The 15,009-nt window shown below is 51.9% G+C and carries 19 protein-coding genes; 17 read left to right on the top strand and 2 right to left on the bottom strand.

Going from position 1 to position 15,009, the window contains the following annotated elements; genetic code table 11:
• Both ACFPMF_RS01750 and ACFPMF_RS01745 read right to left on the bottom strand, forming a co-directional pair.
• The gene (locus ACFPMF_RS01750) at positions 1 to 1,578 is read right to left on the bottom strand and encodes a hypothetical protein (RefSeq protein ID WP_379840706.1); all 1,578 of its coding nucleotides are present in this window, start codon (positions 1,576 to 1,578) and stop codon (positions 1 to 3) included.
• Positions 1,579 to 2,043 (bottom strand): DUF1804 family protein, encoded by a 465-nt coding sequence (locus ACFPMF_RS01745; RefSeq protein WP_379840705.1) that lies wholly within the window; start codon positions 2,041 to 2,043, stop codon positions 1,579 to 1,581.
• Between the two features lie 206 nt (positions 2,044 to 2,249).
• On the opposite strand from ACFPMF_RS01745, the gene ACFPMF_RS01740 reads away from it, so the two are divergent.
• The 17 genes from ACFPMF_RS01740 (at position 2,250) to ACFPMF_RS01660 (ending at position 15,005) form a co-directional block, all read left to right on the top strand.
• Positions 2,250 to 3,227 (top strand): hypothetical protein, encoded by a 978-nt coding sequence (locus tag ACFPMF_RS01740; protein ID WP_379840704.1) that lies wholly within the window; start codon positions 2,250 to 2,252, stop codon positions 3,225 to 3,227.
• 90 nt (positions 3,228 to 3,317) lie between these two features.
• Positions 3,318 to 4,229: a phage capsid protein gene (locus ACFPMF_RS01735; protein WP_379840703.1), complete on the top strand. Its 912-nt coding sequence runs from the start codon at positions 3,318 to 3,320 to the stop codon at positions 4,227 to 4,229.
• A 60-nt stretch (positions 4,230 to 4,289) separates the two neighbouring features.
• A complete protein-coding gene (locus ACFPMF_RS01730; protein ID WP_379840702.1) occupies positions 4,290 to 5,486 on the top strand; it encodes a DUF2586 family protein in 1,197 nt (398 codons plus the stop codon).
• Positions 5,486 to 5,917 carry a hypothetical protein gene (locus ACFPMF_RS01725; protein WP_379840701.1) on the top strand — a complete coding sequence of 144 codons (432 nt, stop codon included), beginning with the start codon at positions 5,486 to 5,488 and terminating at the stop codon, positions 5,915 to 5,917. Before ACFPMF_RS01730 ends, ACFPMF_RS01725 begins: the two co-directional genes overlap by 1 nt.
• 114 nt (positions 5,918 to 6,031) lie before the next feature.
• Positions 6,032 to 6,379: a hypothetical protein gene (locus ACFPMF_RS01720; protein ID WP_379840700.1), complete on the top strand. Its 348-nt coding sequence runs from the start codon at positions 6,032 to 6,034 to the stop codon at positions 6,377 to 6,379.
• Entirely contained in the window at positions 6,372 to 6,845 is a 474-nt protein-coding gene (locus ACFPMF_RS01715) for a M15 family metallopeptidase domain-containing protein (protein WP_379840699.1), read from the top strand. Before ACFPMF_RS01720 ends, ACFPMF_RS01715 begins: the two co-directional genes overlap by 8 nt.
• 45 nt (positions 6,846 to 6,890) lie before the next feature.
• The gene (locus ACFPMF_RS01710; protein ID WP_379840698.1) at positions 6,891 to 7,280 is read left to right on the top strand and encodes a hypothetical protein; all 390 of its coding nucleotides are present in this window, start codon (positions 6,891 to 6,893) and stop codon (positions 7,278 to 7,280) included.
• Between the two features lie 44 nt (positions 7,281 to 7,324).
• Positions 7,325 to 7,456: a hypothetical protein gene (locus tag ACFPMF_RS01705; protein ID WP_379840697.1), complete on the top strand. Its 132-nt coding sequence runs from the start codon at positions 7,325 to 7,327 to the stop codon at positions 7,454 to 7,456.
• Complete coding sequence (locus ACFPMF_RS01700) at positions 7,453 to 9,318, top strand: tape measure protein (protein ID WP_379840696.1); 1,866 nt, start codon at positions 7,453 to 7,455, stop codon at positions 9,316 to 9,318. Before ACFPMF_RS01705 ends, ACFPMF_RS01700 begins: the two co-directional genes overlap by 4 nt.
• Positions 9,318 to 9,818 (top strand): DUF6046 domain-containing protein, encoded by a 501-nt coding sequence (locus tag ACFPMF_RS01695; protein ID WP_379840695.1) that lies wholly within the window; start codon positions 9,318 to 9,320, stop codon positions 9,816 to 9,818. The genes ACFPMF_RS01700 and ACFPMF_RS01695 overlap by 1 nt, the downstream gene beginning before the upstream one ends.
• A 25-nt stretch (positions 9,819 to 9,843) precedes the next feature.
• On the top strand, positions 9,844 to 10,902 hold the full coding sequence (locus tag ACFPMF_RS01690) for a hypothetical protein (RefSeq protein ID WP_379840694.1): 1,059 nt from the start codon (positions 9,844 to 9,846) through the stop codon (positions 10,900 to 10,902).
• A gap of 57 nt (positions 10,903 to 10,959) precedes the next feature.
• On the top strand, positions 10,960 to 11,604 hold the full coding sequence (locus ACFPMF_RS01685) for a hypothetical protein (RefSeq protein ID WP_379840693.1): 645 nt from the start codon (positions 10,960 to 10,962) through the stop codon (positions 11,602 to 11,604).
• A 2-nt stretch (positions 11,605 to 11,606) separates the two neighbouring features.
• Positions 11,607 to 12,074 carry a DUF1353 domain-containing protein gene (locus tag ACFPMF_RS01680; RefSeq protein ID WP_379840692.1) on the top strand — a complete coding sequence of 156 codons (468 nt, stop codon included), beginning with the start codon at positions 11,607 to 11,609 and terminating at the stop codon, positions 12,072 to 12,074.
• Positions 12,067 to 12,357: a hypothetical protein gene (locus tag ACFPMF_RS01675; protein ID WP_379840691.1), complete on the top strand. Its 291-nt coding sequence runs from the start codon at positions 12,067 to 12,069 to the stop codon at positions 12,355 to 12,357. Before ACFPMF_RS01680 ends, ACFPMF_RS01675 begins: the two co-directional genes overlap by 8 nt.
• Positions 12,350 to 12,631, top strand: coding sequence for a LysM peptidoglycan-binding domain-containing protein (locus ACFPMF_RS01670; RefSeq protein WP_379840690.1), 282 nt, complete (start codon positions 12,350 to 12,352; stop codon positions 12,629 to 12,631). Before ACFPMF_RS01675 ends, ACFPMF_RS01670 begins: the two co-directional genes overlap by 8 nt.
• 6 nt (positions 12,632 to 12,637) lie before the next feature.
• Positions 12,638 to 13,447, top strand: a complete 810-nt coding sequence (locus ACFPMF_RS01665; RefSeq protein WP_379840689.1) for a hypothetical protein — start codon at positions 12,638 to 12,640, stop codon at positions 13,445 to 13,447.
• Positions 13,440 to 15,005 (top strand): hypothetical protein, encoded by a 1,566-nt coding sequence (locus ACFPMF_RS01660; protein ID WP_379840688.1) that lies wholly within the window; start codon positions 13,440 to 13,442, stop codon positions 15,003 to 15,005. The genes ACFPMF_RS01665 and ACFPMF_RS01660 overlap by 8 nt, the downstream gene beginning before the upstream one ends.
• Positions 15,006 to 15,009 lie beyond the last annotated feature (4 nt).

The following is a 15,009-nucleotide window of genomic DNA, read 5'->3' as shown; positions in this document are numbered from 1 at the left end:
TCAATAGCGGTTATTACGGCGGTGGCCTCCGGTCATTGCTGGCACGGAAGTTTTTACTTTTTGATTGGCAATAAAGACGGCCCCTTCTGTGGCATCGGGCGCGTCATCGTGCCCGGTTGGAAAGGCTAGAAGCTGGTCTTTCCAGTTGGTAAAATCCCGGTTTCCCTTCAGGGCTTCATTGATCCGGAAAAAACCGTGTTCAATCGGAGATTGAAGATTTGTTTCTATTCGTCCGGCTTTGTCTGGTTTGTCCCTGGTATCGGCTCGGATCGGCAAAGCAGCACTACGGTTTTCGGCTTCTTTCCAGTAATGCTCCAAATGTTCATCCTGCATCAATCCACCCTCAATGAAGTGGTAAATGACTCCGGCACCCATTTCCCGTAGCTTTTCATCCATGTTGTAGTGAGCGATGACCATTGAGCTTTTCGAGCCCTGGCGAACCCAGCAATCCAATAAGTCTCTGTACTTCCCGATTACCCCAATGGCAACTAATGCCTTGTAATCATTCTTTTTGCTGTCCTTCCAGGAGGGGTCAACATAACAGACGATAAATTGATAGTGGGCAAGTGGTCGGGCGGTTTGAGGCAATTGGAAATAGGTCAGCCATTCCGATTTGAAGACTTTGCCCGATACGATAAACCGGTGGAAATATTCCCGCTGTACCATCGCATAACGGATTTTACTCCACTTCTCCAGCAGCATTTGCCGGGTGTAGCGTTCTTTCCAGGCAGGTACGCCGGTTTCGCTCTGGTCCTCTTTGTGGGTTTTGGGGTTCTCTAAAGCGAAAACCTTGCAATGGAAAATCGACGCTTTAACCGGGTCGCCGTCTTCGACATCCCCCACCAGGTGAGCCAATACCGCTTTGCGACCAATCCTGTTTCCGGCAACCACGAACCGGGCACCCAGAATGGAGAAACAGGGGTACAACGCCCCTTCTACCCAGGTGACGGTTTTTTCAACCCGTTCTTCATTTTGGATTAGTTCGTCGTCATCGATGTCATCGACTACCCCGTAATTGGGCCGCTTCTCCGCTTTCCGAAGGCCGCGCGGGGATTGCCCACGGCCCAACGCCCAGAACCCTACGCCGTCCTGTGTACTGAAATTCCCTTCTTCCCAATCCCCAAATGAAAACTGCTCGCCAAAATCATTGATGTACCGCTGGTTGAACTGTAATTCAACCTGCACATCCAAAAGCAAGCCGATGGCTTTGGACTGATTGGCCGACACGATCACCATGCCGGTTAATTCGTCCTTCGCTTTCAGATGCAAGGGAATCAACACGTCCGCGAAAACCGACTTCGCGTGTTCGCGCGGCCACTCCAGCACCGCAAAGATATTCTGATCGGCAATGATGGCTTTGGCCGCTTTCTTGTGGAACCAGCCAAACGGAGCTGAAGCATAGTGCGGAAAGTAGTATTCGCAGAATGCAACGAAATCACCTTTCAACCGGTCGATCCGGTCGGCTTTAACGGCGGCTGGTTCGTTCAGGGGTATGTCCGACGTTTTAGCCGAAACAATCTCTTTCCGACTGTCTAAATATTCCTGAAACGCCTTTTTATCTTTTGCAGTCAGGCCCATTTAAATAGTCATTGATTCACGCTTAAACAATAAGAAATCATCCATGAACGGTACAAGGGCCTTGGCAAAATCGGGGTCTTTCCGATTGACGGCTTCGCCAAATTCCCGGATGACATCGACCACGTTCGACCACTGCAATTCCTTCCCTTTGATGACGGCAAACATCTTACTGAGCGCGTCGATCTCGCCTTTGTCCAGGAGTGGCAATTCGTCCATCTCCTCCCGGTTTTTGCGCACCTTTTCCGATAGGGCTTCTAATTGGTAGTCGATCAGAAAAAGTAGGCTATCCTGAATCGTTTTCTTCTGGGAGAGCTTGGAGGCCCGTTCTTCCCGCCATCCTTCTTTCGTGGTCCAATTGGAAACCGTAGTCGTCGAAACGTCCAGCATTCGGGCTATTTCCTGGGCAGGCTTGCCCAGCATATATAGCTCCTTGCCGATCTGTTTGGTCTTGTCGCGTGAATTCATGGGTACGGTGGGCGTTGGTTGCCTTGTCAAAGTTGGCTAACCCGCCATTCTGACCCAAAGTGTTTAGTTACCGAGTAGCTGAATTTGCTACGCGGTAGCTGCTACAGCTACGCGGTAGCTAAACATTTTGCTTCCCTTCAACCGGCTCCCCAATTTCATCCCAACAAAAGGCGAGAGCCGCCACCGTACCCTTGTAATTGTAGCCTATGCCAAAGCCAAAAACCTTCCGCGTTTCGGACCAGACCATTACCTGTTTTAACGTCCGTATTCTTAGCTCAGGCTTAAAGATCGACGCCTTCCTAGCGAACCCGGTAATGCTCTACATGCACGTTCGCGGAAGGGTTATTGGCAAATGGAACAATCTTCGACTGGAGAATAATGAGTGGCTGGCCGAATCCGAATTTGATACCGAAATTGAGCTAGGGGCTGAAATCGGCGGTCAGGTTGACCGTGGCTTTCTCAATGCGGCCAGCATTGTGGCCGAAGTTCACGAGGTGGTCTGGAATGAAGACCTCAAGTGTTACGACGCTACCAGTAGTACGCTTCAGGAAATCAGCATCGTGGATGTTGGCGGGAATCGAAACGCCCTGAAACTATGCGATTCACGCGGTGAAGTGCTGACCGAAGACCAGGCCAAAGGCTACCTGCTCCAGCTTTCCAATCAATCAAAACCTTTCACAAAACCCCAAGAGCAAATGGATTACAAAGCCATTGCCCTGGCATGTGGCCTTGCAGAAACGGCCACCCAGGAACAGATCGTCGCTGAGGTGATCAAACTGAAAGCCCCTGTAACTCCGGCAGATGGTACCAACTACAAGGAGAAGTACGAAGCCCTGGTCAAAAAGCAGAAGGACGAGCAAGATACCAAAGCCATTAAGCTGGTTGATGCCGCTATTGCAGAGAAGCGGATTTCGGCGGATCAGAAGGATACGTACATCAAATTGTTTGCGACTGATTTCAGCCTGGCTGAAACCGTCCTGAACAGCATGAAAGCCCCGGTTGATTTGGTTGCTCTTGCTGCTGCCGGTGGTCAGCCGCCATTGACGCTGACTGATGAGGAAGCCGCCAAAAAATACGATGAGCTGGACCGCAACGGTAAGCTGGTCAAACTGATGGCTGACAACCGCCCGGAATTCGACCGTATCTACAACGCCAAATGGGGTAAAACCTATTCGGGCAAATAACATAACCCAGAACAGCGCCCGCCCGGAAGTGTAAACCGAAGGGCGGGCCAACCGATTTTACCCGTACCCACGTAACTATCTTTCAACCAAATGGCCTTAGAAAAAGAAATTTGGCAAACCGACATCGTTGGCGGCTTGTACAAAGGCAACGATTTTTTGCTGAAATCAATTAATGCCGATCAATATGTATTGGCCGGTAAAGTAGTCCACATCCCGAACGCCGGAACTGGTTCTGGTGCCACGCGTAACCGGTCGGAATTGCCTGCCACTGTTACCAAGCGGTCAGATACGGACATCACGTATGCGTTGGATGAGTTCACATCCAACCCGATCCTGATCCCCAATATCGACGCAATCCAGTTGTCCTATGACAAACGGCAGTCGGTCATTGCCGAGGATATGGCGACGATCCGGCAACTCGTGGCTGAATGGGTCCTTCGCAACTGGGCACCGACGACGGCGGCCCAATACCTGCGGACAACTGGCGCGGCCATCGCTGCGGCCTCGCCTTCCGCAACAGGCAACCGGAAAGGGTTAACGAAAGCCGATCTGAAAAAGGCCCGTCTGGCGATGAACAAACAGAACATTCCAGAAGAAGGCCGGGTGGCGCTGATCCCATCTGACCAAATGGATTTCCTGTTGGACGATTCGGATTTGATGAAGCGTGACAAGTCGCTGGAACTGGACGTAAAAGGGGGTGTCATTGCGAAATTGTACGGTTTCGAGTTGATGGAGCGTTCCACGACTCTGACCTACACAAACGCCAGTACGCCGGTCGTAAAAGATCCTGGTGCGGCTGGTGCCACAACGGACAATATGGCAACCATTTGCTGGCATCCAACCGTGGTTGAACGGGCAATGGGTACAGTGGAGATGTTTGAAAAGTTGGGTGATCCGACCTACTACGGAGACATCTATTCTTTCCTGCTGATGATGGGTGGCCGTCAGCGTCGCGCTGATGGCAAGGGCATTTTTGCCATCATTGAGGACGCTGCTGCTTAATTGTGAGTGGCCGGGCTACAAACCCGGCCCATGATTTCTTCACTCTTAAATCTCACAATTGTGGCACAACCAAAAGTTGACATACAAATTCAAAACGGTGGTCTGGGCCGAACGGCCACCGTGCGCGATGGCGTTGCCGGGCTGGTGGTGACTGGTATTGCTGCCAGTGGCCTGGCTCTGGGGGTTCCCAAGCGGTTCTACTCGCTGGCGGAAGCGGAAGCGGTTGGGATTCTGAAAAGCGTTTCCGGTCTGCTTCATGCCTGGACGCAAATCAGCGACTTCTTTGCGACGGCTGGCGATGGCGCTGAACTCTGGGTCATCCTGATTGCCAACACCACCACCCAGGCCACGGCGGTAGCCCTGACGGGTGACGATAGTTCTCCGCTGGAAAAATTATTGGTTGGTGCTTTGGGACGTATAACGGTAGTCGGTACCTCACTGGGCCGGGCCGGTGGTTATACCCCTTCGTACTCGCAAGGCTTCGATGGCGGCTTAACGGCTGCTGCCGGTGCTGCCCAATCGGTTGCGGGCAAGTTCTATGGCCGCTACACGCCGGTTCACGTCATTCTCGACGGTGCCTTTATGGACCCTGCCCTGAATTACACGAATTACCGCTCCGGTGGCAGCAATAACCACGTTTCATGTTTCGTCGGAACCGACGTTGCCGGTTCGCGGGTGGCCTGCATGGGCAAGCTGTTGGGGCGAATTGCGAGCAATCCTGTTCAGCGCAACGTTGGCCGCGTAAAGGATGGGCCGTTTATGGCTGAAGGGCACCTTACCACAGGGTTGCCCGTGGTATCGATGGCAAAAGCCGCCCTGGACGCTATTCACGATGCCGGGTTTATCCTGCCCCGCATTCACCTGGGCATTCCAGGTGTGTTCCTGTCTGATGATCCCACGTTGGTTGATGCGGCTGATGATTTTACGTCGATTAGTCGCAACCTGGTCATCGGCAAGGCGGTTCGTCTGACCTATGCAACCTACGTTCAGGAGCTATTGGACGAAGTGGAAATCACGGAAGAAGGCCGGATTTCGCCGTCCAAGGTGGCCTACTACGAAGGCCGCATTGAGCAGACCTTGATTCAGCAGATGGTCACGAATGGTAACTGTTCGTCGGTTTCCTGTTCGATCAATCCCCGCCAAAACATCCTGTCAACGGATCGTCTGGAGATTGATCTGAAGATCGTTCCGGTGGGTCAGTTGAAGGAAATCGTTGTCAAACTGGGATTCTCCAATCCCGCATTAACTGAATCGTAATGGCACAATTTGCAATGGATACCCGGCTGTATAGCTGGTCACAAACCGAGATTCGAATCGGTGGGTTGCTGGCAATTGGGATCATCGGGGCGCAGTGGGACGCCAAACAGGAGAAGGAATTCATCTATGGCAAGGGCAATGAGCCGCTGGCGATTAAGTCAGGCAACAAGTCCTATGAAGGCACGTTGACGCTTTTGCAAAACGACCTGGAACGCATTTTTGATGCGAACCCGCTGGCGGAAGGGGATATTAATCGGATTTCGCCCTTTGAGGTTCAGATTACCTTCCGCAATGAATATGACCAGATGGTGAACTATACCCTGTTCGGCTGTCAGTTCAATTCAAGCCCCATGAATGCCCAACAGAACATGAAGCGCATGGAGATTGCCTTGCCCATCATGTATCTGGGTCAGAAGCGCGTCGCTATATGACCGAATTAGCCCTAATCTTCAGGAGCTATCCAACCGTCAGGACGCTATACCAAACGACTGACGGTTGGGTACACCTGAAGAAAGAGGACGCCCAGGCGCAGGCCCGGCACCTCCATGACCAATCCATTACTCCATTTCGCCGTTCCGATGTTCTCGCTGCTACCCCTTCTGACCCAAATCAATAGTGCAACTGAAATCCGCTTAAGCATGGCGGAGGTTTGGGGAATTGCAACGGCCATTGGGGTAGGCATCCCTTCTCTGATTGCTATCGTTCGACAGTTCGAACGAACCCGCATTCGGTTCGTTGCCCAGGAGGAAAAAATCATTCAGTTGACCGCCCTGGTTGAAAAGCAGGCTCAGGACATCGCGGTACTGACGAAACAGGTTGAAACACTGGTCCGAACGTTCCGGCAGGTAACGAGTCGCAAACGTCGGGCGAAAAACCCCCAAGACAATGCCTAGTACCCGTAACATTTCGGATGCCGTTGTTCAGCTTCAACCGGCATGGTTATACCTGCAAAAACAGTGGTCGATCCGTTACCCCAATCTGCCCAAAGTCATCCTGACGGAAGTATTCAGGCCGTCAGCCGTGCAACGGGCTTATTACGCTCAGGGGCGGGAAAAGATAGCTATCGTCAATTCGTTGCGCCGGGGTGCGGGTATGGGTCCGATCTCAGAAGAGGCCAACCGTCAGATTGTTACCAAGGCCAAGCCCGGCCAATCGAAGCATGAGCGGTATCCCTCCCAGGCGTTTGACATCGCGTTTGTTGTGCCTGGTACAACGAAGCTGGACTACACGCCCAGGTTGTTTGAGTTGGCAGCAGCCATCATTCACGAAAAATTCCCCAATGTCATCTGGGGTGGCGATTTCAACCATAATGGCAAGGCCGATGATGGTTTTGTTGACCGGCCTCATTTCGAGGTATAGTTTAACCATAAACCCATTTAAATACCACTTAAACGCCGTTTAACGATGAATACGAAAGAAGTCCAAACTACCAAAGAAGTCCAAACTACCGTCGCTGCTATCGATCTGAATGCTTTAAAAGAAAAGCATGGCGAAATTTTCAGGGTGGTTGTTGCTGATGAAGTGGTCAAGCATGACCCCTACATGGTGCCAACTACCAATGAGGAAGAGATTGAAAACGGAGTCGTGGCCTATATCCGCAAACCGACCAGCAAGGAAATCAATTACGCGATGTCGAAGATGCCGCAAATGATTGAAGCTGGCAAAGTAATCCTGAAAAGCTGCTTTGTGGCCGGGGATCGACGCGTGATCGATGAGCCTGGTATGTTCACGGCGGGTGCCCTTCAGTGTATTGAATTGCTGGAAATTCGTCAGGCACAGCTAAAAAAAGTTTAGAGGAGGACTTCCCGGAAATTGAGGATTCTGACAGTTTCCGGGTAATGTCCTCCTGGATTCGCTACTTCTTCCCTTCCATTGAGCCGTATGATCTGGAACCAGGCGATTTCGCCCGTATCTGGCGGGAAGCTCAATACCTGATGCTGAAGACCAAACCCCAAAAAACAGACTCGTGAACTACGATTTTATCATACGCCTGCAAGACCTGATGTCACCTGCTTTACTGCGTTTATCGCAGCAATACAGTGGCACTATGTCCACCATGCAGCGGCTGACCCAGCGGTTTCAATCGGGTTTTAGCCGGGTGGCTCAAACGGTCGATCAACTAAAACGGAAGCTCAACTTTACTAAAGAAGGACAGTCCATTGACTCGCTCCGGGGGAAGCTGGACGAACTCACCAAAAGGCGTGATCTGATGGTGGGTACGGGTGAAATCCGCAAGGCCAACCGGGAAATTGAATCTCTGGAACGGCGCATGGACAAAATGCAGCAGTTGGGCCGAAGCAGCGCCGGTAGTGGCGGTTCGGGTGGCTTACTGGGCGGGCTAAAGGGGTTGATTTTAGGCGGGGCAATGGTGGCCGGTGTTGGCAGTGTATTGGGGCAGGGTATGAAAGCCGAAAGCACCAAACTCGCTTATGAGCAGTTTGCCGGTGCCCAAGCCGAACCGCTCTATGCAAGCCTGAATCAATTCGCTAATGTGACCCCCTTCACGAACTCCGAAATTATGGAGGGTGGCCGCACGATGCTGGCCGCTGGTTTCGATGTCAATAAGATTGTGCCCCTTATGACCGACATCGGGAATGTTTCGGCGGGTTCCGGTAAAAATTACGGCGAATTAATTGCTGCCGTCAGCAAAATCAAGCAAAAGGGTTTTGTCGATGGTGGAGAGCTTCACCAGGAGTTTGGCGGAACGCCCTTAATGGACGTGCTTAAAAAGCAAATGGGTGTCAATGGTGAAGAGCTATTCAAGAAGGCCGAAAAGCACCAAATCAAGTACGCTGATCTGGAAAAGGCTCTCCATACAATGTCCAGCGGGGACGGCATTTTTGCCGGGATGCTGGATAAGATTTCCAAAACAGCGGAAGGGAAATGGTCCACGTTCACGGGTTCCTTTGAATATAAGTTACAGCAATGGGGCGAAAAGCTCAATCCGATGCTGGGCAAATTGTTCGATTTTGGAACTAAGATTCTGGACAACTTCGGGCCGGTAGAAGAGGCATTCGGGAAACTCCTTTCCGCCTTCAGGCCGCTCTGGGATACCGGAAAGATGATTCTATCCCTGCTCAGTGGCATTGGCGGCGAGGGCGATACAGCCACTAAGATTATCAATATTCTGGCAGGTGCAATCAACGCCCTGGCTTATGTGGTATCCGCATTCACAACGCCTTTAGGTCAGCTTTATTTAGCGGGTATAGCTGTCTTCAAAATGCTTGGCTACCTAAAAGTTGCCATGAATGCCCTGACCATCTTCATGACTTCAAATCCGCTTACGGTTTGGATCGTCGCTCTGGGTGCATTGGTGGTTGGGTTAAAATGGGCTTACGATAATGTGGACTGGTTTCGCCATAGCCTGATTCATCTTTGGGAGGTCGGAAAGTCGGTTTTCGGCAATCTGGGGAAAGCCTGGGATGCGCTGAAAAAAGGTGACTTTTCGGGTGTTGGTCAGGCGCTGGCAAATGGATGGAATGAAGGATTAGCCAATGCCGAAAAGAAAATCAACGCCGAGAAGCTGGCAAAAACATTGGCCGCTCAACAGGCGAAAGCGAACAAGAAGACAGGCGCACCGGGCCTCTCTGCTAACGGAACGGCTCCCGGCGCGTCCGGCGCAGATGGGAAAGACCTGGACAAAGCGGCTGGCCTTTCTTCGACCGTTGGCGGGTCCAAATCCAGCACCATCAACATCACCATCAACAAGCTGATTGAAAAGTCAGAAATCCACGTCAATCATTTCCAGGAGGGCGTAGAAGAGTTGGAGGAAACCATGAAGGACATGCTTCTCCGAGTATTGAATAGTGCCAATTCTGTTGCAATTCCGTAATGGCGAAAATTCGAACTGATTTGCCCTTTGTCATTCCGACTACGAACCAGTTGCCCGATAAGGCAACGGTTCAAAATACGGGGGTGACGATGCAAATGCCTCTCAGGTTAGGGTTAAAACGTGATGGCTCCGACCTTTGGACTCTTCCCATTGAGCCGCTGATAAGTATGCGAGGACGGAATATCATCGTTCGACGCAATATCAGCAAAAAGAAAGGGATAGGATCGGTCAAAGAGATATGGAGCCAGGACGATTATACTATCCGAATCCGTGGCATATTCATGTCGTCTGTGGAGGGCGAAATGCCCGAGTCCAACCTATCAACCTTAAAGCAACTACTTGAGGCCAAACAAAGCCTGACCATTTCCTGCAAGCTGACTGACATCATGGGCGTAACTCTTTTTGCTCCCGAAGAGTGGGAGTTACCGGAAACGTCGGGGCTGAAAAATCAATACTTCCAGATTTCGGGCTATTCCGATCAAGACTTTGAATTGATTTAGTTTCACCATAACCCCCGTACAAACCATGAAAACGCTTCAATCCATTGGGCTGTTGTTGGCCCTAACTATTAGCTCAATTACCACAGTCATTGCAAAACCAGACCGCGAAATGTTCCGAATGGATTATGAAATCGAAATCGGGAATGTGACCCTGAAAGGCATTGAATCCGTCACTGTCGAATCATCCGTTGATGCCCTGGTCGATACCTGCACGATTACCCTGCCCGGTATGATCCGCAATAAGGCGTACCAGATCGAAGACAAAATCAAGCGAGGTGATAAAGTGGCGGTAAAGCTGGGTTATGATGGCAATTTAAGTACCGAGTTTGTGGGCTACCTCCGGGCGATTTACCCCAACACGCCGATGAAGCTGGAGTTTGAAGATGCTATTTTCCTGACCCGAAAGGATATAAAGGATAAGACTTTTGCCAAAACAAACGTGGTCGAAATTCTTCAGTACGTGGTCGATGAGTTGAATAAGCAACTATCACCCAATCAGCAATTCAAGGTCGTAACGGACATGAAAGGGTTGCAATTCGACAAGTTTACCATTCTCCGGGCGAACGGGTTTCAGGTTCTGGACAAACTCAAGCAGGAAACCGGTTTAGCCATTTACGCAAAAGAGAATGAGTTGCATTGTCATTTAAAGTATACCGAAAAAACCGGTTCAGTTACCTATGATTTTACCCGCAATTTAGAAGAATCTTCTGACCTGCAATACGTCAAAAAGGAGGATACGAAGGTATTGGTGAAGGTTATTGGTCGAACGAAGAAAGGGGCAAACATCGAGGTCGAGGTAGGCGAAAAGGGCGGTGATGTTCGGACGTTCCAGCGTCCAACGATTTCGGATAAAGCCAGTCTGGAGACAATTGCTAAAGAAGAACTGAAACACCTGAGTTATGACGGCTACAAAGGGTCAGTCAAAGGGTGGCTCCTGCCGATCTGCGCAACCGGTTACACTGCCAAAGTCATCGACCCGGATTATAAAGAGCGGGAAGGGAGCTACTACGTAAACGCCGTTAAAACCGAATTCTCCGCCAGCGGGGGCCGTCGAACGGTCACTCTGGGTGTGAAGGTTTCATAAAATTTCGTCCGGATGACCAAAACGAGCTGACGACCGGAACGGATCTCCAAATTTTCTATGGGAAAGAACGCCGAAATTCTTCAGGCATTGCGGGGGCTAAACGGCACGCCAATTGTTCAGGTATGGCCTGCCGTGGTAAAAGCGGTAGGTGGTACCACCTGCACGGTGGACATTATCGGCACAGACCTGGTGGATTTGGAGGGCGTGAAGCTCCGGGCGGATGACGAAGCCAGCGAAGGAATTCTACTCACACCCCGTGTCGGCTCTTTCGTTTACGTCGGCTGCATTGAAAATGAAATCAGCAACCTCTTTGTCTGTCAGTTCTCAGAAGTCGATGCAATAGCGGTCGTCATCGAGGGCGTAACGCTCCAGATCGACCAGGCCGGAGCCACCCTGAAAACCGACGACATCGAGGTGACGCTGACGGATAAGGCAGTGCTGAAGAAAGGGGATGTCGAACTAACCTTGGATGATGGGGCAACCATCAAGCAGGATCAAACCGAATTGTCCCTTAAGTCGGGCAAGGTGACGGTTAAGAATGCCGGGGTCAATCTGAAAGACCTGTTCACTGGGCTGACTACGCTCCTCAAATCTTTTCAGGTGGTTTGCGGCCCGGCTGGTAGCCCTTCTGCCGCCGTCTTCCCCGCTACTCTCACCAGCATTACCCAGGTTGAAACCAAAGTTAACCAGCTACTCCAGTAATCATGTTTGAAAAAATAGCCACAGACGAAGCTCCGGTTATTTCTGCCGAATACATCGGCAACCGTAAACAGCCTTATTTGTGGAAGCTGACCCGAAGCATAAGGATTCTGTTACCGGCCCCGTGGAACCGTTGGCTACGCATTCCAAAAGGCTATACCACCAATTTCGCGTCTGTGCCTGGCATCGCTCAACCGATCATTCCGACGCAAGGGCCAGCCACATCCATAGCCGCTACCGTGCATGACTGGCTTTATGATAATCAGGACATGGCCGATACCCTGGGGCACAAAGCGGCTAGAAAACGGGCTGACGATATTTTCCTTGCGTTGCTGGATCGGTATGAACCAGATCGAAAGTTCCGCAACCGGATCATGTACCGGGCGGTGCGCTGGTTCGGCAAGCGGCAGTGGGACCTTGTTGAAGCGCCCAATCTGGACCGGAATCAGGATAACCCCATCACCTATGAATGATTTTCTGCACGATCCCGAAACCGGGGATTTGCTCCTTCGAAATGGTGATCTGGTGGTAGGTGACGCCACCGACAAGCATCACGAGGATATTGTGATTTTCCATAAGGCGTGGAACCATTTTGATCCGCTGATCGGGGTTGGGCTGTCCAAATACCTGCTGGACGAAGGTGGTGCGCCGGGCTTAACCCGTTCAATCCGGGTAGAACTGGAGCGCGACGGCAACCGCGTGGAAAACGTATTGCTGGAGCCTGACACTATTACCATTGTGGCCCGCTATGAATAACTATGTGGTGAAAGCCGGTCAGTCCCTCCTGGACATTGCGGTGGAAGTATACGGCGATGTCGAAGGCGTTCACTGGCTCATTGAAGACAATCCAATGGTTTACGGGGCTACGGATCGGCTCCGTGCCGGGCAAGTCCTTGTGGTCCGACCCGAAACCGTGAATTTCCGGTATCAAGCCTATCTACAGGAATTTGCCCCCTTTGCCACCATTACGAAAGACGATCAGCCGGAAGGCGTCGGGTACTGGTGGTTTGATGAGTACACAATTCAATAACCCAACATGAGAACAACAGAAGAAATCATGGCGGAAATCGATGCAACTCAGGCATCGATCCCGGAACTGGCAACACTGGATTCATCCAGCCAGGTAGCCTTTTACCGACTGCTTAAACGCATGTGGGCACTACTGGTGCAACTGGTTGAGAAAACGGTCGATGATTACAAGGCGAAGGTTGAAGCCCTGTTGGCAGAAAAAACCATTGGCGATTTGACCTGGTATCAGCGGCAGGTCTTCGCCTTTCAATTCGGGGATGCGGTGATTGTGCGCGGTGCCCAGGTAACGTATGCCACCATCGACCCGGCCAAGCAAATCATCAAGCAAGCCGCCGTAACAGAAGATCCGGTTTCGGGGCGCTTGGCCGTGAAAGCCGTCAAGCAAGGGCCGGGCAACACGTTAACCGCTCTATACCCCGCCGAACTGGCCGCGTTGAAACAGTACATGCGGGAAGTGAAATTTGCCGGGGTTGCGCTGGACGTGGTTTCGCTGGATGCCGACGAGTTGAAGCTGGTCTGTGTCGCCAAGGTCGATCCACAGGTCATGAAACCAAACGGCGAATCGCTGACCGCTCCCGGAACCTATCCGGTAGCCGATGCGATTGCGGCCTATTTACGGGCGCTGCCGTTCGATGCAGTATTTTCCTGGACGGCCTTAACGGATTACATGCAGGCCCAGAAGGGGGTCAAGGACTTCGTTGTGAAGCAATCCTTCCAACGTCCTTCCGAAACCGGCTCCTGGACGGCCTTCGAACGTCAATTCCTGACTCGTGCCGGCCACATGGTCTTGAAAGATTCAACCATCACCTATGCTTGATTTGATTTCCTACATCCGTCAGGCGTTACCGCCGAGCAGCCGAACGCCGTTGAAAATTGCGTTGACCCGGATGCTGTTTACGCCGATCCTGACCGTCTGGGCCTATTTGGACGCCTTGCAGGAATCGTTTTTGCCCAGGGCAACCGCTAGCGGCCAAACAGCCATTTTGCGTCACCTGCTGAATCAGGCTATCGGACTGAGCAATGAAATCTACATCGTTGATGGGAACTTCAGCACGGTCGATTTTCAGGTCGTGATTCCAGACGGTTCTACTCCTGATTTGGCTACGACAGGCAAGCTCATTGAAGTTCTGGAACGCCATCACCTGACCAGCAAACGGTATAAAATTGTAGCGGCTTCCGAGGTGAGCTGGAAGGTGGATATTACAATTGTCGAAACGACCAACCGGCCTGACTGGTTCTATGGGTTGGGTATTGGTCGAACCAGCAACCACCAGTCCAGCCTGTATTTCCATGTTAAGGATCAAATCAAGTGGTGGATTGAACGGCCTACCAACCCGCAACCCACCGGGGGCGATGACTGGGAGGCTAAGACCTGGGCAATGGCGCTGCCGGAAACCTATACCGATCCGTGGAACTACGTAGCCCGGTTAAACCCGGAAGAGCTTGGCGTCGATGGCATCTTGTCAGGCGTATCCTACACCGTCAAGGTGTGCCGCCGTGCGAACGAAGCAGAAGTGTACCGCATTGAAAATGTCGTGTTTCCTGAGTCAACGGGCGGCATTACCGCCATTGATTTGCGGAACGCTCCAGCGGTCGTAGAAACCAACGTGAAGCCTGCCCACCTGGTTGGATTGGCGTTCTCCCGTCTGGAACTAACGCATGAGCATAGTGCTTACGTCAACTCGCCGGAGCGCCCTTATTACCGGATCACGAAGTTGAACGATCCTACTGCACCTACGGGCGGCAACGGGTGGAAGCCGAATGCGTTCTATGCCGCCAAATCCAACCCGTACAATCCGCCGTATGGGTGGGTGATCCGGTTGAATCCGGGCGTTTTAGGGACGGCAGGCATCCTGAAGGACACGGCCTACCAACTGGCTTTGTGGTGGCCCAGTCATCCGACCTCTGTATTCACCTACAATTTTACGCCGACTGGCGACGCCGGAATTACGCCGGTGAATTTTGACCCGGTAATTCCCGATCCCGGTCCCGGTCCCGATCCTGATCCCGATCCGGGCAGTGGCGGGGAATCCGAGGAAGGGGATGGTCCGGGCATGGGTGGAGCCGTCGAAACCACCATCATGGCATCGAATCGAAACGTGATGAACCTGGCGGTGAGTTGGGTTACGGTTGAAGGCGTCCAACGGGCGAAAATCACGGATAGTGCAACGTATTCGACGCCGGGCGGCCAGAAGCGCGGCGTGCATATAGATGGCGGGGATTGGTACATCGATGACAACTCCTGGCAAAATCTGACGTATCCGCCCAGAACCCGCGTCTCGGTCATTTGTGTGGTTTCGCCCAATCCGAAGGATTCGTATACCACCATTACCGCCCTGGCTCAAGCGCATATTTCCATTGGCGACGCTCCTTAATTAA

The sequence above is a fragment of the Larkinella bovis genome, assembly GCF_042655385.1.
GTDB lineage: Bacteria > Bacteroidota > Bacteroidia > Cytophagales > Spirosomataceae > Larkinella > Larkinella bovis.
The sequence above is the reverse complement of the archived record's forward strand: the minus strand, read 5'-3'. Positions and strand labels throughout refer to the sequence as shown.